The organism is Clostridium sp. Marseille-P3244, from assembly GCF_900120155.1.
Lineage (GTDB): Bacteria > Bacillota > Clostridia > Lachnospirales > Lachnospiraceae > Mediterraneibacter.
In genome coordinates this window covers 2,041,416-2,063,546 of sequence record NZ_LT635549.1, presented here as the reverse complement: position 1 = coordinate 2,063,546, position 22,131 = coordinate 2,041,416, and the positions used below count along the sequence as shown (strand labels likewise).

Annotated in this window: 18 protein-coding genes; 1 reads left to right on the top strand and 17 read right to left on the bottom strand. The window is 50.3% G+C overall.

Annotated features, from left to right (window positions below):
• Positions 1 to 189 precede the first annotated feature (189 nt).
• From BQ7367_RS11600 to gpr, 16 genes are all read right to left on the bottom strand, one after another.
• Complete coding sequence (locus tag BQ7367_RS11600) at positions 190 to 2,277, bottom strand: polyribonucleotide nucleotidyltransferase (RefSeq protein ID WP_072525579.1); 2,088 nt, start codon at positions 2,275 to 2,277, stop codon at positions 190 to 192.
• 375 nt (positions 2,278 to 2,652) lie between these two features.
• Entirely contained in the window at positions 2,653 to 4,407 is a 1,755-nt protein-coding gene (locus BQ7367_RS11595; protein WP_072525578.1) for an IS1182 family transposase, read from the bottom strand.
• Between the two features lie 173 nt (positions 4,408 to 4,580).
• Positions 4,581 to 4,847: a 30S ribosomal protein S15 gene (rpsO, locus tag BQ7367_RS11590; RefSeq protein WP_072525577.1), complete on the bottom strand. Its 267-nt coding sequence runs from the start codon at positions 4,845 to 4,847 to the stop codon at positions 4,581 to 4,583.
• A gap of 187 nt (positions 4,848 to 5,034) precedes the next feature.
• Positions 5,035 to 5,928, bottom strand: coding sequence for a riboflavin biosynthesis protein RibF (gene ribF / locus BQ7367_RS11585; protein ID WP_072525576.1), 894 nt, complete (start codon positions 5,926 to 5,928; stop codon positions 5,035 to 5,037).
• Between the two features lie 7 nt (positions 5,929 to 5,935).
• On the bottom strand, positions 5,936 to 6,889 hold the full coding sequence (gene truB / locus BQ7367_RS11580) for a tRNA pseudouridine(55) synthase TruB (protein WP_072525575.1): 954 nt from the start codon (positions 6,887 to 6,889) through the stop codon (positions 5,936 to 5,938).
• Positions 6,861 to 7,874 (bottom strand): DHH family phosphoesterase, encoded by a 1,014-nt coding sequence (locus BQ7367_RS11575; RefSeq protein WP_072525574.1) that lies wholly within the window; start codon positions 7,872 to 7,874, stop codon positions 6,861 to 6,863. The genes truB and BQ7367_RS11575 overlap by 29 nt, the downstream gene beginning before the upstream one ends.
• Before the next feature lies 1 nt (position 7,875).
• Positions 7,876 to 8,250, bottom strand: a complete 375-nt coding sequence (gene rbfA, locus BQ7367_RS11570) for a 30S ribosome-binding factor RbfA (RefSeq protein WP_072525573.1) — start codon at positions 8,248 to 8,250, stop codon at positions 7,876 to 7,878.
• 9 nt (positions 8,251 to 8,259) lie between these two features.
• Positions 8,260 to 11,022: a translation initiation factor IF-2 gene (gene infB / locus BQ7367_RS11565; RefSeq protein ID WP_072525572.1), complete on the bottom strand. Its 2,763-nt coding sequence runs from the start codon at positions 11,020 to 11,022 to the stop codon at positions 8,260 to 8,262.
• Between the two features lie 13 nt (positions 11,023 to 11,035).
• Positions 11,036 to 11,356, bottom strand: a complete 321-nt coding sequence (locus tag BQ7367_RS11560; protein WP_072526201.1) for a L7Ae/L30e/S12e/Gadd45 family ribosomal protein — start codon at positions 11,354 to 11,356, stop codon at positions 11,036 to 11,038.
• Positions 11,349 to 11,627: an RNase P modulator RnpM gene (rnpM, locus tag BQ7367_RS11555; protein ID WP_072525571.1), complete on the bottom strand. Its 279-nt coding sequence runs from the start codon at positions 11,625 to 11,627 to the stop codon at positions 11,349 to 11,351. The genes BQ7367_RS11560 and rnpM overlap by 8 nt, the downstream gene beginning before the upstream one ends.
• Positions 11,628 to 11,648: 21 nt before the next feature.
• Positions 11,649 to 12,896: a transcription termination factor NusA gene (gene nusA / locus BQ7367_RS11550; protein ID WP_072525570.1), complete on the bottom strand. Its 1,248-nt coding sequence runs from the start codon at positions 12,894 to 12,896 to the stop codon at positions 11,649 to 11,651.
• A 19-nt stretch (positions 12,897 to 12,915) separates the two neighbouring features.
• Positions 12,916 to 13,383 (bottom strand): ribosome maturation factor RimP, encoded by a 468-nt coding sequence (rimP, locus tag BQ7367_RS11545; protein ID WP_072525569.1) that lies wholly within the window; start codon positions 13,381 to 13,383, stop codon positions 12,916 to 12,918.
• Between the two features lie 176 nt (positions 13,384 to 13,559).
• Positions 13,560 to 15,800, bottom strand: a complete 2,241-nt coding sequence (locus tag BQ7367_RS11540; protein ID WP_072525568.1) for a DNA gyrase/topoisomerase IV subunit A — start codon at positions 15,798 to 15,800, stop codon at positions 13,560 to 13,562.
• A 46-nt stretch (positions 15,801 to 15,846) separates the two neighbouring features.
• Positions 15,847 to 17,769 carry a DNA gyrase/topoisomerase IV subunit B gene (locus tag BQ7367_RS11535; RefSeq protein WP_072525567.1) on the bottom strand — a complete coding sequence of 641 codons (1,923 nt, stop codon included), beginning with the start codon at positions 17,767 to 17,769 and terminating at the stop codon, positions 15,847 to 15,849.
• A 124-nt stretch (positions 17,770 to 17,893) separates the two neighbouring features.
• Positions 17,894 to 19,084 carry a stage II sporulation protein P gene (spoIIP, locus tag BQ7367_RS11530; RefSeq protein WP_072526200.1) on the bottom strand — a complete coding sequence of 397 codons (1,191 nt, stop codon included), beginning with the start codon at positions 19,082 to 19,084 and terminating at the stop codon, positions 17,894 to 17,896.
• Between the two features lie 135 nt (positions 19,085 to 19,219).
• Complete coding sequence (gene gpr, locus BQ7367_RS11525) at positions 19,220 to 20,218, bottom strand: GPR endopeptidase (protein WP_072525566.1); 999 nt, start codon at positions 20,216 to 20,218, stop codon at positions 19,220 to 19,222.
• Between the two features lie 185 nt (positions 20,219 to 20,403).
• Between gpr and rpsT the strand changes: the two genes are divergently transcribed.
• The gene (gene rpsT / locus BQ7367_RS11520; RefSeq protein WP_072525565.1) at positions 20,404 to 20,667 is read left to right on the top strand and encodes a 30S ribosomal protein S20; all 264 of its coding nucleotides are present in this window, start codon (positions 20,404 to 20,406) and stop codon (positions 20,665 to 20,667) included.
• A gap of 48 nt (positions 20,668 to 20,715) precedes the next feature.
• Here the strand turns inward: rpsT and BQ7367_RS11515 are convergent, their stop codons facing one another.
• Entirely contained in the window at positions 20,716 to 22,125 is a 1,410-nt protein-coding gene (locus tag BQ7367_RS11515) for an MATE family efflux transporter (RefSeq protein WP_072525564.1), read from the bottom strand.
• Positions 22,126 to 22,131: the final 6 nt, after the last annotated feature.

Below are 22,131 nucleotides of genomic sequence, written 5' to 3'. Positions count from 1 at the left end.
AGGATCTGCTGGAGGCATGGAGCCGTACCTCTTTGATAATGATATTATAGCAGAGTCTTTCCGGAATAGGTACAGAGAAAAGACAGCAGGACTGTCTCTGCTGTCTTTTCTCTGTTTCCTATTTCCTATTTCCTTTTTCCGGAAATAACACGTGTTATATTATATTCGGCCTGTTCCATGCCGTACGGGTCACTCAGCCACGTCACGGATGCTGAAGCTGAACCTTCCCATCTTGTCCTTGCCCAGGCATACCGCTTTCACTACATCGCCAAGCTGAAGCACATCTTCCACTTTCTCCACTCTCCGCTTCGCAATCTTGGAAATGTGTACCAGTCCCTCCTTGCCCGGAGCGAACTCAAGAAACGCGCCGAAATCTTTGATGCTCACGACTTTGCCCTCGAACACCTGGCCGGCCTCAAACTCTGTCACGATCGTGTGGATCAGTTTGGCCGCCTTGTCCATTCCTTCTTTCTCTGTGCCGCAGATAGATACGGATCCGTCATCTTCAATATCGATCTTCACGCCGGTCTGCTCAATGATGGCGTTGATCGTCTTTCCTCTCTGTCCCACCACGTCACCGATCTTCTGGGGATCGATCTGCATCTGGATGATCTTCGGGGCATATGGTCCTACTTCCGGTCTTGGCTCTGCGATCGCCTTGTTCATAACTTCATCGATAATATATGTTCTGGCCTTCTTTGTAGCGGCGATCGCTTCCTCGATGATCGGCCTGGTCAGTCCGTGGATCTTGATATCCATCTGGATGGCCGTGATTCCTTTATGTGTGCCTGCCACTTTGAAATCCATGTCACCGAAAAAGTCCTCCAGCCCCTGGATATCTGTAAGCACGATATAATCATCGTCGGTCTCCCCTGTCACCAGTCCCGCGGAAATACCTGCCACAGCAGCCTTGATCGGCACTCCTGCCGTCATAAGGGACATACTGGAGGCGCACACGCTTGCCTGAGATGTAGATCCGTTGGACTCGAACGTCTCGGATACTGTGCGGATCGCGTAGGGGAATTCCGCCTCGCTCGGAAGCACAGGGAGAAGCGCTCTCTCCGCCAGAGCCCCGTGCCCGATCTCCCGGCGTCCCGGTCCTCTGGAAGGCTTCGTCTCTCCCACAGAGTAAGACGGGAAATTATAGTGGTGCATGTATCTCTTGGATGTTTCCGCCTCGTCGAGACCGTCCAGCCTCTGCGCTTCAGAAAGCGGAGCCAGTGTAGTCACGGTACAGATCTGAGTCTGTCCTCTTGTAAACATGGCGGAACCATGAACTCTCGGGATCAGGTCGATTTCCGCGGAAAGCGGACGGATCTGATCAATGGCGCGTCCGTCGGGACGTTTGTGATCCTTTAAGATCATTTTCCGGACAGTCTTCTTCTGATACTGATAAACTGCCTCGCCGAGAACCTCCAGCCATTCCTCATTGTCCGCGAAAGCCTCTTCCAGTTTCTCTGTGATCTGGCGGATATTCTCTTCTCTTGTCTGCTTGTCGTCGGTAAATACGGCCTCTTCCATAGCCTCCGGAGGAACAATCTCCCGGATCGCGTCAAAAAGCTCCTGGGGCACTGCGCAGCTCTCATACGCATGCTTCGGTTTTCCACACTCTTCTACTATAGTGTCAAAGAACGCGATGACCTTCTGGTTCAGATCATGGGCCGCGAAGATCGCCTCGATCATCTTGTCTTCCGGCACTTCATTGGCGCCGGCCTCGATCATGATTACTTTTTCCTTTGTGGATGCTACTGTAAGAGCCAGATCGGATACTTCCCGCTGAGCCGCTGTAGGATTAAATACAAACTCTCCGTCTACCAGCCCTACCTGGGTCGTGGAGATCGGGCCGTCAAACGGGATATCCGAAATACTTGTGGCGATCGACGCTCCCAGCATCGCGGTCAGCTCCGGACTGCAGTCCTGGTCTACAGACATAACCAGATTTTCCAGTGTCACATCATTCCGGTAATCTTTCGGAAAAAGCGGACGCATGGGGCGGTCAATGACACGGTCTGTCAGAATCGCGTTCTCAGACGCCTTTCCTTCTCTCTTGTTAAACCCTCCGGGAATCTTCCCTACCGCGTAAAGTCTCTCATTATACTCCACGCTGAGCGGGAAAAAGTCGATCCCGTCTCTGGGCTTCTCAGACGCCGTGGCCGTACAGAGTACTGTAGTGTCGCCATAGTGCATGAGGACGCCTCCGTTCGCCTGCTTTGCCACACGGTCTACATCCACACGGAGAGTCCTGCCGGCCAGTTCCATTTCATACTTCTTGTACATGTTTTTCTCCTCTTTTATTCTTAACATTTTCTTGCGCAGGCAGACGTCTCCGAAACTACTGAAAAAGGCATTATTCGACTGGCTAATACACTTTTCAGTGGTCTCGGACTCCCAATCTGTCCGCAATCTTAAATATTATATCACACTGTGAAGACTTAGGCAAATATTTTCATAAAGTTCGCGGGAAGGTGTATTTGAAAAGGGGCTGTCGGTTAATACCGATTTTTAGCCCCTGACATGCAGGGAAGAGACAATCCCAGGGAATTCGGACTTTTTTAAGTCCTGAATTCTCCAGTGGACTGTCTCTTCTCTTTTGTCACCCTTGTTTCAGGGCACAAAATCCCCTTGTCTGGATTTTTTGAAGCACGCCTTTCGCTAAGCGGTTTTCTGCTCCTTTTTCCCTTCGTATTTCTCAATCTCATGATGTAAAAATCGATGGTATTTCATGATATTCCTGCCAATCGCATACAGCATGAATTCTTTATATACCTTCTCCTCTGAACGGTAGTTAAACCGCCGGAAGTTTTCATTCTCTTTGATATCTCCAAAGTGCCCTTCCGTCTGGATCGACCGTGTCTGCCGTTTCAGCATTCCTTCTTCACTCTGGATATTCCTGTTGGACTCTTCCTTCAGTTCTTCCCAGCGTTCGTTGATCTTCATGACCTTATTCCGGTCCGGATTTTTTTCGGCTTCGTATTTAGAAAGACATCTGGATTTCTGCTCACAGCCGCTGCAGTCCGCACAGCCGTATACCTCTACCGTCTGGGTATAGCCGTCCTGCTCTTTGCTTTCCGTCCGGATATGGCGCAGCTCCCTTCCATCATGGCAGATATAATAATGCTCATCTTCAAAGACGGTGTATGTCATGTTGGAATACTTCCCGATGTCCTCTTTGTACGCCCGTGTCTTACGCTTCTCATGGTCTTGAAGTTTGATATAACTCCGGATCTCATTCTCTTTCAGGTATACCAGGTTCTTTTCACTGCAATAGCCGCTGTCAGCCGTCACTGCCTCCAGGGTATCCCCAAACGCGTTCCGATGCTTTTCCAGAACCGGGATCAGCGTATTGTAGTCTGTCCGGTCATTACTTACATATCCGTGGACAATAAAGTAGTTCTCTACCGCGATCTGGACATTGTATGCCGGTTTCAGCTGCCCATTCAGCATATGGTCTTCTTTCATCCGCATGAAGGTTGCTTCCAGGTCGGTTTTTGAATAGCTGTTCCGCTCTTTCCCCATGATCTCAAAGCATTCCTTGTATTCCATCAGCCGGCTCCCGCATTCTTCCAGTTCCTCGTAGAGCTTCTGGATTTCTGGCTTATGTTTTCCCTTTCCAAAAAAGAACCGGATCCCTTCTCCTTCTGCAATCCGCATCAGGTTCTTCTGCAGTTTCAGGATCTCAAGCGGGGAGCAATGATCGATCTCGATGATGGTGTTATTGGAGATCTTCTTATGCTTTGTCAGCTTCCGTTTCCTGTTTTCCGCGATAACCTTCCTGACTTTATCCATTCCTTCGATCACGAACATATGGGCATCCCCGAGGTCGTATTTGGGGCCATATCCATTCTCAAGCAGAAAGGCATTATACTTTGCGTAAAGGGCATCTATGCTGTCCAGCAGTTTGACAAGGTGATAGTTCAGGCTGCCCCGCCAGACGAACGTATACCTGTTTGCATTCGCTTCGATCTTTGTCCCATCGATATAAAGCTCTTTCAGCGTGATCAGCCCTTCTTTTTCCAGACGGCGCATGAACTGATAGTTCAATTCATCTAACGCTTCTCCCGTCAGCTTTTTCCCTTTAAAATCGTAAAAAACATCCCGCTGAGGCTTCTGCCCTTTGGTCAGCCAGATAAAGGCAAGATCTCTCTGGCATAAGTCTACAATACGGTCAACTGCCCTGACCCCGCGCATGTTTGCGTAGGTAACAACAGCATACAGCATGATTGGATTATACCCGGTTCTTCCCTTATCTGAATAACAGGCCAACAGGCCTGAAAAATCTAATTCCTCCATCACGTTTTTCAGGGTATAGACTGGATCGTCATCGGGTAAATTCAATTCGAAGAAACTGAAGTTAATTTTTTGTTGCCCAATTTCAAAAAAGTCGTTATAATAATCTTGTTTTTGCATAGTTCCATTATAACATGGAACGGAGAGAAGGATGGTTGTCGTTAGCCATCTTTCTCTTTTTTTAGGAGATAAACTCAGGGGCAGGTGTGACTCGCGCGAGTCACACCTGCCCCTGTTTGGAACTATCTATTTCCCGATAGCCCCTCTGCTGTCATTCTGACTGATCCCCGGGCTTATTTTCTCAGTCCAAGTCTTTCGATCAGAGAACGATATCTCTCAATGTCGATCTTCCTCAGGTACGCGAGAAGTCCTCTTCTCTGTCCTACCATCTTAAGAAGTCCTCTTCTTGAATGGTGGTCCTTCGGATTTGCCTTAAAGTGCTCTGTCAGCTCATTGATCCTTGCTGTCAGGATCGCGATCTGCACTTCCGGAGAACCTGTGTCTCCCTCTGTTCTTCCATACTCTTTGATAATTGCCTGTTTCTTTTCCTTTGCGATCATTTTTTCTCCTCCTGAAATACTTTGATAAACGCCGGATATTAAGTAATGGCCGGAGTGATCCGATTACCGAACATCGGCTGTATTTTGTAACCTTGCATAGTATAGCATATCACATTGTAATTGTAAAGAATTTTTAACACAGGCCATAACGGTCCCTGACTGCCGGAGCCGGCGGGCCGGAAACATTTTAACGGATCCCGAAAAAATTTCTGCCGTATGCCATATCTCTCTCTACATGTTCTTTCAGCTCTTCCCTGGATCCGAACTTTACCTCCGGACGTTCAAAATCACAGAACTGGGCGGTAACTTCTTTCCCATAGGCATTTCCTTCGTATCCATAGACAAACACTTCCAGCAGCCGCCTTTGCTCATCCGTCACCGTCGGTTTTACTCCCGCATTTCCCACGCCATTATACCAGATTCCGTCAATCTTCACCCTGCAGGCATAAACCCCGTAGCGCGGCAGGATCTTCTCCGGAGCGGGCTCGATATTCAGAGTGGGGAATCCCAGCGTCCGCCCCAGCTGCTTCCCGTGCCGCACAATCCCTGTCAGCTCATAGGGACAGCCCAGCAGAGCGGCCGCCAGCTTCACATCACCCTGTGCCAGAGCCTCCCGGATATACGTGCTGCTGATCACATGATCCTTGTACCGCTCCTTTTCGATCACGTCAAGGGTATAGCCGTATCCCGGGGCCAGACGGGAGAGCAATTCTGCGTTTCCTTTTTTCTCGTACCCGAAGCAGAAATCTGTGCCGATCACGATATGAGCGGCATGGAACGTCCCGCACAGAATGTCCCTGACAAATTCTTCCGCGTCCATTCTGCGCAGAGAATCTGTAAAAGGCCAGTCCACCAGACAGTCGATCTGTCCCTCCAGACGTTCCCGGCGTTCCCGGCGTGTCATAAGCGACTTCTGTCCCATGTCAAAAGCACAGAGGACACTTTCACATTCAGCGGATGCATATCCTCTGATCCTGTCCACCAGTTTCTGATGCCCTCTGTGAAGTCCGTCGAATTTTCCCAGCGTTACTGCAGTCTTTTTTGTTTCATGGTAACGTTCAATTCCGGTAATATATTTCATGTCTGTTTCAGCCCTCTTTTTTGAAGTCTGTTTCTGACGGGTCAAAGAACATTTTCGTGATCCGGAACTGTTCTTTCCCGCTGTCATAATGATAGACGGCGATAAACCTGCCCTCGGCGTCATATACCCGGAACTGCTCTCCCGGAGCAGCCTCCGGATCCGTTCCGCCTTTCCCGGGAGATGCCGCCATTTGATCCATGGAAAAGGGATTTCCGTTGCGGGCCAGCTGTATCTGCCTTCCGCTCAGGACAAGCGCCCGCATTCCGGAAAACACTTTGTCCGTGGGGATCAGATACTGCCCCAGCTGTCCTTTTGCTGCCGCTTCCGCTGCCTGAGCCAGCCTGATGCTCTCCGCCAGAGAGAACTGTCCTGCCCGGGTCCGGAGCAGGGACTCCATACACCCGCCGGCCCCCAGGCTTTCCCCGATATCATGGCAGAGGGTCCGGATGTAGGTCCCCTTTGAACAGTCGACCGCCATGCGGACTCTTGGAAGATCTATATCCAGGATCCGGATATCATGGAGCGTCACCCTGCGGCCTGCGCGTTCCACGGTCTTCCCCTGCCGGGCCAGTTCATACAGTTTCTTTCCGTTGACTTTGACCGCGGAATACATCGGCGGAATCTGATCGTAGCTGCCGATATAGTCTCTGATACACTCTATAACCCGCTCATCCGTCAGATGATCCGTACTCCGGGTCCTGAGTACCGTACCTGTAATGTCCTGTGTATCGGTTGTCACTCCCAGCAGAAGGACCGCCTCGTAACTCTTGTCATTTTCTGTCAGCATGTCACAGACTCTGGTGGCCTGACCGAGACAGACAGGAAGCACCCCTTCCGCCTCCGGATCAAGGGTACCTGTATGCCCGATCCTTTTCTGCCCGACGATCCTGCGCAGGCAGGCCACAACATCGTGAGAGGTATATCCCTTTTCTTTATAAATATTCAGTATTCCGTTTACCATCCGTCTCTTCCCTGTTCACTCCATTTTCCCCATGTTCCAGCTGAAGTGCGATCTGTTCGGTAATATTATTGATAACATCATGACTGGATCCCTTCATCGTGACTCCCGCGGCCCGCATATGCCCGCCTCCGCCGAAGTGTTTCGCCACGGCGCTGACATCCACGATCCCTTTCGAGCGCAGGCTCACCTTATAATTCTGAGGTTCTGTCTCATGCAGGAAGATCGCCACCTCTACCCCTTTTGTCTGTCTGAGCTGACTGACGATGCCCTCCAGATCTGAAGGCTGTGCCTGGAAAAATTCCATGGACTGTCGGCGGATCACGGATACAATACAGCGTTTATCCATGATGAGCATACTCTCCAGCAGGGCTCTCCCCAAAATCTGCAGCTGTATGTATGTCTTCTCATAATAGGTTCTGTCGATGATCTCGCTGCCGTTGATCCCTTTGCGCATCAGGGCGGCGGCGATTTCCATCGTCTCCGGAGATGTACAGGAATACTGGAACACCCCCGTATCGTGGACAATGCCCATGTAAAGCGCCTCTGCCACGTTCCTGCTGATCCTGTCGGGATCCAGGATCGTGTATATCAGCTCCGAGGTAGAGCTGGCATCCGGCACGATGTAATTCAGATCCGCGAAAGCTTCATTGCTGATATGATGATCGATGCACACTGTTTCCCGGGCAGACTCGAACAGCGGCTGCGAGAAGCCCAGACGGTCCAGATCCCCACAGTCCAGACAGATAAAAAGATCATAGGACATTTCTTCCCGGAGCTGGCTTTTCACTTCATCTGTCCCCGCGATCATGCGATATGCCTCCGGGACCGTCTCCAGATATACGTCCGCGCTGATCTGCGGATACTGCTCTTTCAGATACAGATACAGTCCCATACATGAACCGACACAGTCGCCGTCCGGGCGGACATGGCCGCCCAGAGCGATCTTCTGTTTCTCCTTTAAAATATCTTCCAACACAATTTTCATGCTATTCCTCTGCTCCATCATTCAAATCTCTTGTCACCTCATCGATCTTTCTGCTGATGTTTACCCCATATTCGATCGACTGATCCAGGATAAATCGGATCTCCGGCGTATTGCGCAGATTCACGGTGCGGGCCAGTTCCCGGCGGATGTACCCCTCTGCGCTCTGAAGCCCTCTGATCGTATCCTGCTGAGCCTTTTCGTCTCCAAACACGCTGACATATGCCTTGCAGGTTTTCAGATCCGGGGCCACCTCGACAGCCACAACGGAAGTCATGGGCGCCACCCGGGGATCTTTGATCCCGCCGCGCAGGATATTGCTCAGCTCCCGCTGGACTTCGGCATTCACCCGCGTGTTTTTAATACTGTTCTTTCTCATTGCCGCTTACTATTTCCTTTCTGTCTCTACCATCTTGTAGGCTTCAACCTGGTCCCCTTCCTTGATGTCATTATAATTTTCAAAGACAAAACCACACTCGTATCCTGCCCGGACCTCTTTGACGTCATCCTTGAAACGTCTCAGGGATGCCAGCGGGCCGTCGAATACGACAACGCCGTCACGGATCAGGCGGACAGAGCAGTTTCTCTCAAATATTCCGTCCTGGACATAGGCGCCCGCGATGGTGCCGACGCCGGAAGCCTTGAACGTCTGGCGCACTTCCGCATGGCCCAGCACTTTCTCCTCAAATACAGGATCCAGCATGCCTTTCATTGCCGCTTCTACATCCTCGATGGCATTATAGATGACCCGGTACAGCCGCAGGTCCACGCCTTCACGGTCCGCGATCTCTTTTGCCAGTGCATCGGGACGCACATTGAAGCCGATAATGATTGCATTGGAAGCCGATGCCAGGATCACGTCTGACTCGTTGATCGCTCCCACGCCGCCGTGTATGACTTTAATCACGACTTCATCATTGGAAAGCTTCAGCAGGCTCTGTTTCAGTGCCTCAACTGATCCCTGGACATCCGCCTTGACCACGATATTCAGTTCTTTCAGATTGCCCTCCTGGATCTGATTGAAGAGATCATCCAGGGACATTCTGGATTTCGTCTCATCCAGAAGCTTCACTTTATTCTGGGCGATAAAAGTCTCCGCGAAGTTTCTTGCCTCTTTCTCCGAGTCACATCCCACAAAGACTTCGCCTGCGTTGGGAACATCGTTCAGTCCCAGGATCTCCACCGGCTGAGACGGCCCCGCTTCTTTGACTCTTCTTCCCTTGTCGTCCATCATGGCGCGGACACGGCCGTGGGCGCTTCCCGCCGCGATCGCGTCGCCCACATGGAGCGTACCTTTCTGGACAAGGACAGTGGCCACGGAGCCTTTTCCTTTGTCCAGCTCTGCCTCGATCACGAGGCCTCTGGCCGCGCGGTTCGGATTTGCCTTCAGTTCCATCACTTCCGCGGTAAGCAGGATCATTTCCAGCAGTTCCGGAATTCCTTCCTTTGTATGAGCAGATACCGGAACAAACACTGTGCTCCCGCCCCAGTCTTCGGGGATCAGCTCATACTCGGTAAGCTCCTGTTTTACCCTCTCCACATTGGCGCCGGGTTTATCGATCTTGTTGATGGCCACGATGATTTCAACTCCTGCCGCTTTCGCATGATTGATCGCCTCTATCGTCTGGGGCATCACACCGTCATCCGCGGCTACCACCAGGATGGCGATATCTGTGGAACTGGCTCCCCGCATACGCATCGCGGTAAAAGCCTCGTGTCCCGGAGTGTCCAGAAAGGTGATCTTCTCACCGTTTATCTCAACCACATAAGCACCGATATGCTGAGTGATGCCGCCGGCTTCCCGGTCTGTTACATTTGTGTGGCGGATCGCGTCCAGAAGGGATGTCTTTCCGTGATCTACATGGCCCATAACACAGACGACCGGAGGACGTTTTACCATCAGGCTTTCATCTTCTTCATCTTCTTTCAGAAGTTCCTCGATTACGTCGACTACTTCTTCCTTTTCACAGAGAACGTCAAACTCCATTGCGATTTCTTCCGCTGTGTCAAAATCGATCTCCTGATTGACTGTTACGACTTTGCCCTGAAGGAACAGTTTCTTAACAATAACGGAAGGCACAACTTTCATCTTATCTGCAAGTTCTTTGATCGTGAGGACTTCGGGGATCACGATCTGTTTGATCTTCTCCTCTTTCTTTTCCTCCTGCTTCGGCTGCGGCTTCTTTACCTCGGCTACCTGCTTCTGCTTTCTTCCTTTCTTTCCTTTTCCCTCAAAAGCTTCATCTCTGTATTCTTTTTTCTTGTTGTCCCGTTCTTTGTCTTTTACTTTATTTCTCTGACTTTTCTGCTGTTCCACCATGGAAGCGCCCATGTCATCTCTGCGGGAATCTCGCCTGTCTCCCCGAGGACCTGCGCCGCCTGAACGCTGATCCCGTCCGCCTCTTTCCGGACGTCCTGTTTTCCCGTCACCATAGGAATGTCCTCCCTGCGTCCTTTCGGAACGTGCCGGACGTTCTCCTGCCGGACGGGCTCCCTGTGCCGGTCTCTCTGTGCGTACCGGGCGTTCTCCTGCCGGACGGGCTCCCTGCGCCGGTCTCTCCTGACGCGCCGGGCGCTCTCCCGCCGGATGTATGCTCTGTGCCGGCCTGTCGGAAGCAGATGGACGTTCTCCTGTCGGACGGGCTCCCTGTGCCGGTCTCTCTGTGCGTACCGGACGCTCTCCTGCCGGACGGACTCCCTGTGCCGGTCTCTCTGTGCGTACCGGACGCTCTCCTGCCGGACGGGCTCCCTGTGCCGGTCTCTCTGTGCGCGCCGGGCGCTCTCCTGCCGGGCGTCCACTCTGATGTGCCCGCATTCCGGGCTGACCCGGACGCGGCTGACGCTGTGGCGGACGGCTGCCCTGGATCCGGCTGCTGTTTTTTGAATTCTGCGGGCGTATTACAAACGCAAGATTCTTCTTTTTTGCGGGCGCCTCCTTTGTATCACTCTGCCCTGCGGGCTTCTCCTCATCCGCCGCGGCTTTCATATCTTTTTTCCCCGCAGCTTCACGGCGGATCTCTTCTGCGATACTGTCCTCCAATGTACTCATATGATTTTTCACTTCCACGTTTTTCTTCTGGAGGATCTCCAGAAGCTCTTTATTCTCTATTCCCAGCTCTTTCGCCAGCTCGTGTACCCTCATTTTTGTCATATTTACTACCTCCTTATGCAATATTCTCTCGGTTTTTAATCTCTTTCTGAATCCCGTCTGCAAATCCTTCGTCCAATATCGCCAGAGATGCACGGAATTCTTTTCCCATTGCATGCCCTAAGGTATCTTTATCTCCGTAAAAACAAATTGGAACCCTGTAAAATTTACACATATCCCGAAACTTCTTCTTTGTATTGTCTGACGCGTCCCGCGCAACGATCACGAGCTTTGCCTTTCCTGACTTCGTCTCACTTTCCGTCATAACCTCGCCGCTGATGCATCTTCCCGCTTTCACTGCCAGCCCGATCAGGGACAGGATTTTATCTCTATTCACTGCCAATATCTCCCATCTCCTTTTCCAGTCTGCCATATACTTCCTGCGGGATTCCCTGCTTAAAAGAACGCTCCAGGCCTTTGCTTTTAACAGCGCTGTGAAAACATTCCACAGACCTGCACAGATACGCTCCCCGTCCGTTTTTCTTTCCGCCGGCATCCACAACGAAGTTCCCGTCTTCTGTCCTCAGAATACGGATCAGCTCATTCTTGGGCTTCATCTCCCCGCATCCCACGCACTTTCTCATCGGAATTCTTTTCTTTCCTGCCAAATCATCCACTCCTTTAAGATCTTACTGACCGTCTGTCTCTGTAAACTCGATCTCCTCTGACTCTTCCTCGTGGTCTTCTTCATAATCGTTGTATGCCGCGTCGTAGTTTTCATCATAGGAATCATAGACTGCATCTTCACTGTATTCGTCATATCCGTCGTCGTAGTCGCCGGTATATCCTTCTTCGCCCATAAGTCCCATCTGCTCCATATAATTCTCCGGAAGATCCCCTGCCTCGATCGCCTGAGTCTCACTTTTAATATCGATCTTATAGCCTGTCAGACGGGCCGCGAGCCTCGCGTTCTGACCTTCTTTTCCAATGGCCAGCGAAAGCTGGTAGTCCGGAACAATGACATTGGCTATTTTCTCCTCCGGATCCGCCATTACAGAAATAACTTTGGCCGGGCTCAGAGCATTTTCTATAAGGAGCGCGGGGTTCTCATCCCAGTTAATAATATCGATCTTTTCTCCCCGGAGTTCCTGTACTACCGCGTTTACTCTGTCCCCGTTCATGCCGACACAGGCACCTACCGGATCCACATTGGGATCATTGGACCACACGGCCATCTTTGTACGGGAACCGGCCTCCCGGGCTATGCTCTTAATCTCTACGATACCGTCCCGGACTTCGGAAACCTCTGCCTCAAAAAGACGCTTTACAAGTTCCGGATGAGTACGGGACACAAGGATCTTCGGCCCTCTTGGTGTATTCTTAACCTCCACGACGTACAGCTTGATCCGTTCTGTCGGCCGGAAGCGCTCTCCCTTTACCTGCTCGCTTTCTGTAAGCATGGCGTCAGCTCTTCCCAGATTGATGCTGATATTTTCCCCGACATACCGCTGTACGATACCGGTGACTATGTCCTTCTCTTTTTCAAAATACTGGTCAAATATAACCTTTCTTTCCTCTTCCCTGATCTTCTGAAGGATCAGGTTTTTGGCATTCTGCGTGGCAATACGGCCGAATTCCTTGGACTGAACCGGAATCTGCGCTACATCGCCGATCTGCAGAGAGGAGTCTATAGCCTCTGCCTCCTCTAAACTGATCTCAAGGGCCGGGTCCGTTACTTCTTCCACCACATTTTTCTCCGCGTAGACAGAATAATCACATGTCTCTCTGTCCATGAGCACCTTAATGTTCTCCGCTGTCCCGAAATGATTTTTACATGCGCTGAGCAGAGAATTTTCTATTGCGTCCAGCATTACATCCCTGCTGATATTTTTCTCTTTCTCAAGAATTGTCAATGCTTCCATTAACTCTGTATTCATTATGATTTCCTCCTAAAACTTAAAAATCCAGGGCCAGACGGATCAGAGCGATATCAGACCGCTCAAATGTCTGCTCCGTATCATCCTCACAGGCAATCGTGACAGTATTTTCATCATATCTTCTGAGTATCCCGGTAAATTCTTTTTGATGCTCAATCGCCCGATACGTCCTGATCTCTACTTCTTCCCCGATACTCCTTCTGAAATCCTTCTCTTTCCTGAGCGGTCTTCCAAGACCCGGGGAGCTTACCTCGAAGACATAGGAATCCGAGATATAGTCTTTCTCATCGAGAATATCGGAGAACTGTCTGCTCACCGTCTCACAGTCATCCACGGTGATTCCGCCGGGTTTGTCAATAAAGGCCCGCAGATACCAGGTCCCGCCCTCTTTGACATACTCCACATCCACCACCTCAAATCCAAGGCCGGTGACGATCGGTTCCAAAAGCTGTTCTGTCATCTGTTCATATTCTTCTCTCTTCGACACACTATACTTCCTTTCCTGCTGATATACTGTTTACATAGAAAACCTGCCACGAACAAAGAAGAGTGAACTTTCGTCCACTCTTCTGCCGGATCCCTTATGTAACTATAAGAGACTTTAACACCTTTTCACATAGAAATCAAGTGTTTTTCGCATATTTCCCGGGATTTTACCTCTTTTTACCTGGATTTGATCCCCACGCCGTCCCTTTTTGCCACTTTCAGCCTGTTCAGCGTGACTTCTTTCTCGCCATAAGGTACTTTTGTCTCTGTTCCCTCTTCAAACAGATAGACATTTTCAAGCTCATCCTTTTTTTGCAGACGAATCCCCCGTACGCCCACTGCCGTCTTTTTCTTCACAGGCACCTCCAGGGCCGGGAACCGGAGAAAATAGCCATTTTTCGTCTGCAGCACCACCTGCTGGCTCTCATTGATCACCTTTACCGCGATCAGGGAATCTTCTTCCTGAAGCCTGGTGGCCGCGATCGTTCTTTTTGCCACCTGAAATTCCGTACCTTCTACCTGCTTGATCATTCCCCGGGCCGTAGCGAACATAAGATGGGAAAACCGCATCTGTTCCGCATCACAGACCATGACGATCTGCTCTTCACTGGTGGAATAATTGCTGATATTATCGATAGGTGTCCCTTTATCCCGGAACTTACCGTAAGGCACATCCAGCACCTTGACCTGATGCATTCTTCCCTTGTCTGTGAAAATACACAGTTTTCCTGTATTCATACAATGGACCACATATCTGTTCTCGCTGTCCGCCGCTTCCCTGTTTCTGTCATAAACAGAGGTATCCACTGTCCTTGCATATCCGAACCGGTCCATCAAAAACACCACTTCCTGCTCCTCGATCTTTTTCTCCTCAAAGACCGCCTCTTCCGCATTTTCGATGACTGTACGCCGCTTCACGCTGTACTCCTTTTTAAACGCGTCCAGCTCCTCCATGATAACGCCTGCCATGGAATCGTAATTATTCAGGATATCCTCATAACGGGCAATATTCTTAAGCGTCTGCTCATGTTCCGCACGGAGGGCCTCAATCTCCAGCCCGATCAGCCGGTACAGCCGCATCTCCAGGATAGCGGTGGCCTGACGTTCTGTAAATCTGAGCAGAGCGGCCATCTTCTTTGAAATATTGGACTTGAAAGTGATGTTATCTGTCACTCCGTTTACAAGACACGCTCTGGCATCCTTTACGGATTTGCTCCCGCGAAGGATCTCAATGATCAGGTCAATAACATCACAGGCTTTGATCAGTCCTTCCTGCACTTCGCTTTTTTCCTGTTCCCTGGACAGAAGTGTCTGGTACTTCCGGGTAGCCAGCTCAAACTGGAAATCCACATGATGCTCAATGATCTTTTTTAACCCCAGTGTCTCCGGGCGGCCGTCTGCCACGGCCAGCATATTGACTCCGAACGTATCCTCCAGCCGGGTCTTCTTATAAAGCATGTTCTTCAGATTTTCCGCGTCCGCTCCTCTTTTGAGCTCCAGCACGATGCGAATTCCCTCTTTTGAGGACTGATTGGAAATATCTACAATATCCGTGGTCTTCTTAGTCTCTACCAGATTCGCCACGTCATTCAGGAATTTGCCGATCCCGGTGCCGATCATGGTGTAGGGAATCTCACTGATAATCAGCTGTTTTCTGCCGCCTTTTTGCTCCTCGATCTCTACTTTACCGCGGATCTTGATCTTACCCTGGCCCGTCTCATAAATGTCCTGCAGATCATCTTTGTTGACCACGATGCCGCCTGTCGGGAAATCCGGTCCTTTAATATATTTCATAAGCTGCCGGGTAGTAATGGCGTCATTTTTCATATAGGCCTTTACCGCGTCGATCACTTCTCCCAGGTTGTGCGTCGGTATGCTGGTCGCCATACCTACCGCGATCCCTTCCGCGCCGTTTACCAGAAGATTCGGCACCCGCACGGGAAGGACCAGTGGCTCTTTTTCCGTCTCGTCGAAATTGGGGCCAAAATCAATGACATTCTTGTCCAGGTCACCAAGACATACTTCCTGGGTAAATTTCGTCAGCCTTGCCTCCGTATATCGCATGGCCGCAGCCCCGTCTCCCTCGATGGAGCCGAAATTGCCATGGCCGTCCACAAGAGTCTGTCCTTTCTTAAAGTCCTGAGCCATGACCACCAAAGCCTCATAGATCGAGCTGTCCCCGTGAGGATGGTATTTTCCCATCGTATCGCCTACGATACGGGCACATTTCCTGTAGGGCCTGTCGTAACGGATCCCCAGTTCATACATGTCGTACAGAGTGCGGCGCTGTACCGGTTTGAGTCCGTCTCTTACGTCAGGCAGCGCCCGGGCGATAATGACACTCATGGCGTAATCGATATAGGATTTCTTCATAAGATCAGAGTACTCTGTCCTTATGATCTGTGATTCACTGTTCATGTACTGTCTCCTTCTAAGAATATCAGATTCCTCTTTGGCATCTCACTCAGATGTCAAGTTCTGCCTCCGTCGCGTTCTCATAGATAAAGGTGCGTCTCGGAGGGACCTCTGTACCCATGAGCATCTCTGTCACACTGGAAGCCATCCTGGCATCCTCGATCTCCACCAGTTTCAAAAGACGCCTCTCAGGATCCAGCGTCGTCTCCCAGAGCTGTTCGGCATCCATCTCGCCCAGTCCTTTGTATCTCTGCAGTGTAAACGGACCTGAATGGGTCTTCCGGTATTTTTCCAGCGCCTTGTCATCATAGAGGTATTCCTCCTCCCCATTTTTCGGCATAGCCTTATACAGTGGAGGCATGGCGATATAAACATGTCCCTCATAGATCAGCTCCGGCATGAAACGATAGAACAGGGTCAGCAGCAAGGTCGAGATATGGGCTCCGTCCACATCAGCATCTGCCATAATGATAATCTTGTCATACCGCAGTTTCGTAATATCAAAATCATTTCCGTACCCTTCAGAAAATCCACATCCAAAGGCATTGATCATCGTCTTGATCTCCGCGTTGGCAAGAATTTTGTCGATGCTGGCCTTCTCTACGTTCAGGATCTTGCCGCGGATAGGAAGGATGGCCTGGAAATTCCGGTCCCTTGCAGTCTTGGCGGAACCTCCCGCCGAATCTCCCTCTACGATAAAGATCTCGCATTTTTTCGGATCCCGGCTTTCACAGTTGGCCAGCTTTCCGTTGCTGTCAAAAGAATACTTCTGTTTTGTGAGCAGGTTCGTTCTGGCCTTTTCCTCGGTCTTTCTGATCTTCGCAGCTTTCTCCGCGCTGGAAAGGACTGTTTTCAGAATATCCAGATTCCGGTCAAAATAACGGACGATCTCCTCTCCGGCCACCTTGCTGACCGCTTTCGCGGCGTCAGGGTTGTCCAGCTTTGTCTTTGTCTGTCCTTCGAATCGGGGATCCGGATGCTTGATGGAGACGATAGCTGTCATGCCGTTCCGGATATCCGCTCCGGTAAAATTCGCGTCCTTTTCTTTTAAGATTCCCAGCTCTCTGGCATACTGGTTCATAACTGTAGTAAATGTAGTCTTGAACCCTGTCAGATGTGTGCCTCCCTCTGAATTATAGATATTGTTACAGAAACCAAGCACATTTTCATGAAATTCATTCACATACTGAAAAGCCGCCTCCACTTCAATGCCGTCCGATTCTCCTTTAAAATAAACCGGCTCATGAAGGATCTCCTTTTTTTTGTTCAAATCCTTTATAAATCCAAGGATTCCATCCGGCTCGTGGTATTCGATATGTTCCGGTGCCTCTGGCCTTTTATCGTCAAAAATAATGGTGAGTTCCGGATTTAAATATGCCGTCTCGTGGAGCCTGCTCTTGATCTCCTCCGCGCGGAAAACAGTTTTCTCAAAAATCGTGTCATCCGGGAGAAAATTAACGGTTGTCCCGGTTTTTCTCGTCTTCCCGATCCTGGGAAGCAGTCCGTCCTCCAGTTCGATCACGGGAATTCCCTGCTCATATCGGTCGTGATGGATGTAACCGTCTTTGCTGATCTTCACATCCATATAAGCGGAAAGCGCATTTACCACGGAAGAGCCGACGCCGTGCAGTCCTCCGCTTGTTTTGTAGGCAGACCCGTCAAATTTTCCTCCCGCGTGGAGCGTCGTATAGACAAGACGGGCCGCTGACACTCCCTTCTCATGCATGTCTACCGGAACTCCGCGCCCATTGTCTGACACGGTGGCAGATCCGTCCTTTTCCAGTGTCACATGGATCTCGGAACAATATCCTGCCAAATGCTCATCCACCGCGTTATCCACGATCTCATAGACCAGATGATTCAGTCCTTTTGTGGACACACTTCCTATATACATGCCCGGCCGTTTTCTGACCGCTTCCAGACCTTCCAGTACCGCGATACTGCCTGCATCATATGTATTCTTGTCTGCCATTTATATTCTCCCTTCTGCTCTGATGAACAGAGCATGCCATTACATAATATACCACTAGTTTTTGTGGTTGTAAATACAAAAAACGGCGAATATAGTGGTTGTAGTGCAGGTTCTTTGATTCCTTTTATGATTCCTCTGTGATCACATGGCACAGAGTATCAGCCAGCACTTCCATTGCGTTCATCATCTCTTCCACAGTGTTCGTCTGCGCACCGGCCTCGATCAGAAGCGACTTCGGAAGCAGATGCAGATTATACCGATAGGCTCTCAGATAGATATGCCGGACAAATCCCGGATACAGACTTTCGGACGCAAGCTGCATCTGCAGGGAAAAAGCCAGATTATCCTGAATATAGGGATTGTACAGATAATCGATGTCGCCGTTTGTCCGTGACCGGCTCAGACCGTTAAAATACATGATCTTCGCGGTTGGTTTTCCATTGATCTCCGTGACCAGATGCGTATCCTCCGCTACTCCGTCCCTGTGAAGGTCGATCGCCACCTCGAGAGTCGGATTTGCCTCGATGATAGGACGTACGGAAGCCTCCGCGTTTTCATAGGCATTGCTACGGTCCAGCTGTCCGTTGATGATATCATAGACGCCGGTATCATGGATCGTCTCAATGCCTCTTTCGTTTAGCAGCCGGGTAAGATATTCACCCACGCCTACAATGCTGGTGGCAGGATCTCCCGGTGTAGAATCTGCGAACTCCTCCTGAGAGTGCGTATGAAAAATCAGGACTTTCGGGCCCCCTGTCGTGTTGTCGATCTTCATGCTCCTGCCCAGGAGATCATCGGCGTTCAGCTGGTCCGGTCCGATCATGGTAGAACTGTCCACTGTATAGAAATTACTGAGAAGATAATCGAAATCCCGCAGTTTCTCGATCGACATGTCTACCGTCGGAGTAACCGACTGTGCCGCTGCCTCTGATTCATCCGGATCTCCGATCAGCTTTCCGTTTTCGTCCACTGCGTTTTCATCTCCTGCCTGGGCCTCCAGTATTTTCGCCACTGTCTCTTCGTCTTCGATCGAGGGATCTTTGTAAGCGTGATCCTCGGCGTAGCTTGCCAGAGGGAACCATGCCAGTGCCTTCTCCTTCACCCATTCCTGTACTCCCTTTCCCGGAGTATGGTTCAGATAGGCAAGCCCCGGCATGTACATTTCTTCTACATTTGTAAAAAGCTGTTTCTGAAAATGATAACGCCAGTTCCCGTCAAATCCGTCCGCCATGATCCAGGCGACACAGACAAGGGAAAAAACTGCTAAGACTGTCATCTTTACCTGCGTAATCTTTCCCTTCCTCAATCTGTCCATATAAGCAGCATTCCTTTCCGGCATGGGATTTTCAGGAAGACTCCGGTCATCCTCCTGAAATTCTATGCGGTTAAAACGCCGGATATACCTTTGACGCCATCTGACTGGCAGAAGATAATCCTCCATTTCTTATCCTTAAGCCCTGTCTGCACTCTCCATCTCTCTTCCGGACGCAAAAAGCATATTGATTGCTTCTGAAATTGTATGGCTGATATGATGTACCATTTCATCCACATCTTTGGGCGTCACAAACATTCCGTTCAGATGGGGCGCGATCAGTTCCTTTACAAATTCATATTTTTCTCCCTCGTTATAGGACTTGAGCACCTCTCCCACTCCCTTTAAAGACTGGGAAGACTCCAGAGCACGGATAAAATTTTCCATCGTATCATTTACGATCGTGGCCGCGTCCACTACTGTGGGGACTCCGATTCCGATCACCGGCACACCCAGAGATTCCCTTGTCATCCCGATTCTGTGGTTTCCTACTCCGGAGCCGGGATGGATCCCCGAATCCGCGATCTGGACCGTACGGTTCAGTCTCCTGCTGTTGCGGGCTGCCAGCGCGTCCACCGCGATCACGATATCCGGGTGGGTCTCCCGGATGATCCCCCGGACGATCTCCGCGCTCTCCATTCCGGTCTGTCCCATGACTCCCGGCACAATGGCGCTGATCATGTCCGCGCGTTCCATGCCCATGGCGTATTTTCCATATTCTTTTACGATATGACGGGTAACGGACAGATGGTCAGCCACATACGGACCCAGCGCATCCGGTGTCACCTCTCTGTTTCCGAGCCCTACCACGAGAACAGACAGGTCTTTGTCTTTCCTGACATCATTTTTATCGATCAGCTCCCGGATATAACCACAGAGTTTTTCCGCGATTTCCACATGACTTTCCTCGTCGGGCACCGCCAGGTTCGGAGTCTCCAGTGTTAAGTAGGTCCCCACTGGTTTTCCCATCGCTTTCGCGCCGTTTTCTGTCTCGATTTCCACCCGAGTCACCCGGATCTCGCTTTTTTCGTCATAATCTTCTTCCAGAACTACTCCAGGGATCTCCACATTATCCGACTCAAACTGCTCTTTTTCCTCCAGGGCAAGATCTGTCCTTACACTGTAATTTCTCAACATTTCTCATCCTCGCTTTATCTTTCATTTCATCAGTAGTTTTCTCAACATTTCTTAAAATATGTATTGACAACCCTTTCCAGTTAGCATAAAATGAATGAGTATGTTTCAGCGGAGCGTCCGTGTCCGAATCTGCCGGAACACATATCCATAATTTGAATTTCGAGTGATATTTGGAGGTGTACAGATTGGCTAACATTAAGTCTGCTAAGAAGAGAATTTTAGTAAACGAGACAAAAGCTGCAAGGAACAAGGCAATCAAGTCCAAAGTGAAAACAGCGGTCAAGAAAGTTGAGACTGCAGTCGCACAGAAGGACGCTGAGTCCGCTAAGACGGCCCTGCACGCAGCGATCGTTGAGATTTCCAAGGCAGGAAGCAAAGGTGTCTACCATAAAAAGACCGTTTCCAGGAAAATCTCCCGTCTGTCAAAAGCTGTAAATGGGATCGCATGATCCTGTCGTTTATCAACATAAAGTAACGAAAAAGACATCCGTTCACCGTCAGACGGATGTCTTTTTTGTACTCTTTTTTAACTCCGGCCAGACTGTGATCAGCATCGTAACAAAACTGGCGGTTCCGCCGATTACATTTGAAATAGGTTCGGCAAGGAACACGCCGTGGATCCCCAGTCCGCTGATCATCGGAAGCATCAGGGTCAGCGGGATCACGATGATCACCTTGCGGAACAAAGAGAAGAACACTGCCTGCTTCGGACGGTTCAGCGCCACAAAGGTGGACTGCCCGGCAAACTGCAGGGCCATCATAAAGATACCGCAGAAATAAATGCGCATGGCGGGAACCCCTTCCCGGATCAGCTCGTTCTCCTGACTGAACAGATGAATAAAAAAACCGGGTTCGAAAAACAGCACCGCCCAGACTGCCAGAGAAAATACGATACAGCCCACACTCATGAATTTAATCGCGGACTTTACCCGGCAAAAGCATCCCGCTCCATAGTTGTATCCGATCACCGGCTGCGCGCCGGAAGTCAGTCCGGTGATGGGCATGGTGATGATCTCACGAACAGAATTGATGACTGTCATGATGCTCACATAGAGGCTGCCTCCCTTTCGTGCCAGTACCGCATTGCACGCGATCTGCACCAGCCCGTTGGTGACGGACATGACAAATCCCGAAGTGCCCAGGAGAGTGATCTGCTTTACCAGAGGCCATTCCAGTTTCATTCCCTTTCTGCTCAGTTTCAAAAGCGCTTTCTTTCCAGTCAGGAATCGAAGGACCCAGAACGCGGACGCTCCCTGAGACAGAACCGTAGCGACAGCCGCTCCTCTGACTCCCATTCCCAGGGTAAAGATAAATACAGGATCAAGTATGATATTAAGCACAGCTCCAAGCAGGACCGTAAGCATTCCCATCTTTCCAAACCCCTGCGCGTTGATAAAATTATTCATTCCCAGGCTGGTCATGACAAACAGGGTTCCCCAGAGATAGATTGTGATATATTCCTGCGCATATGGATAAGACGCGGCATCCGCGCCAAACAGATACAGAAGCGGCTTCAGAAAGATCAGGCAGGCCAGCATCAGGGCAGCCCCTGACAGAAGAAGAAGGGTAAAGGAATTCCCCATCACTTTCTCCGCTCTTTCTTCTTCATGCCCGCCCCTGGCAATGGAACACAGAGGCGCCCCTCCCATGCCAAAGAGATTTGCGAATGCGGTGATGATCGTGATGATAGGAAGGCAGAGTCCCACTCCGGTCAGAGCTTCAATAGAAGCATGTGGAATGTGTCCGATATAGATCCGGTCCACGATGCTGTACATGACATTGATGAGCTGTGCCAATGTCATGGGAATCGCAAGGTTCAGAATATTCCGGGCGATGCTTCCCCTGCTGAAGTCATTGCCGCTCCTGCCGTCATTGTTATTCTCCTCTGCCTGAGTCCTTCCAGACATTCTGTC

Excerpts from the sequence above, each read along its gene's own strand:
- BQ7367_RS11600 (WP_072525579.1), bottom strand. The coding sequence starts at position 2,277 with ATGTACAAGAAGTATGAAATGGAACTGGCCGGCAGGACTCTCCGTGTG.
- BQ7367_RS11595 (WP_072525578.1), bottom strand. The coding sequence starts at position 4,407 with ATGCAAAAACAAGATTATTATAACGACTTTTTTGAAATTGGGCAACAA.
- rpsO (WP_072525577.1), bottom strand. The coding sequence starts at position 4,847 with ATGATCGCAAAGGAAAAGAAACAGGCAATTATCAAAGAGTATGGAAGA.
- ribF (WP_072525576.1), bottom strand. The coding sequence starts at position 5,928 with ATGAAATATATTACCGGAATTGAACGTTACCATGAAACAAAAAAGACT.
- truB (WP_072525575.1), bottom strand. The coding sequence starts at position 6,889 with ATGGTAAACGGAATACTGAATATTTATAAAGAAAAGGGATATACCTCT.
- BQ7367_RS11575 (WP_072525574.1), bottom strand. The coding sequence starts at position 7,874 with ATGAAAATTGTGTTGGAAGATATTTTAAAGGAGAAACAGAAGATCGCT.
- rbfA (WP_072525573.1), bottom strand. The coding sequence starts at position 8,250 with ATGAGAAAGAACAGTATTAAAAACACGCGGGTGAATGCCGAAGTCCAG.
- infB (WP_072525572.1), bottom strand. The coding sequence starts at position 11,022 with ATGACAAAAATGAGGGTACACGAGCTGGCGAAAGAGCTGGGAATAGAG.
- nusA (WP_072525570.1), bottom strand. The coding sequence starts at position 12,896 with ATGAATACAGAGTTAATGGAAGCATTGACAATTCTTGAGAAAGAGAAA.
- BQ7367_RS11540 (WP_072525568.1), bottom strand. The coding sequence starts at position 15,800 with ATGAACAGTGAATCACAGATCATAAGGACAGAGTACTCTGATCTTATG.
- BQ7367_RS11535 (WP_072525567.1), bottom strand. The coding sequence starts at position 17,769 with ATGGCAGACAAGAATACATATGATGCAGGCAGTATCGCGGTACTGGAA.
- spoIIP (WP_072526200.1), bottom strand. The coding sequence starts at position 19,084 with ATGGACAGATTGAGGAAGGGAAAGATTACGCAGGTAAAGATGACAGTC.
- gpr (WP_072525566.1), bottom strand. The coding sequence starts at position 20,218 with ATGTTGAGAAATTACAGTGTAAGGACAGATCTTGCCCTGGAGGAAAAA.
- BQ7367_RS11515 (WP_072525564.1), bottom strand. The coding sequence starts at position 22,125 with ATGTCTGGAAGGACTCAGGCAGAGGAGAATAACAATGACGGCAGGAGC.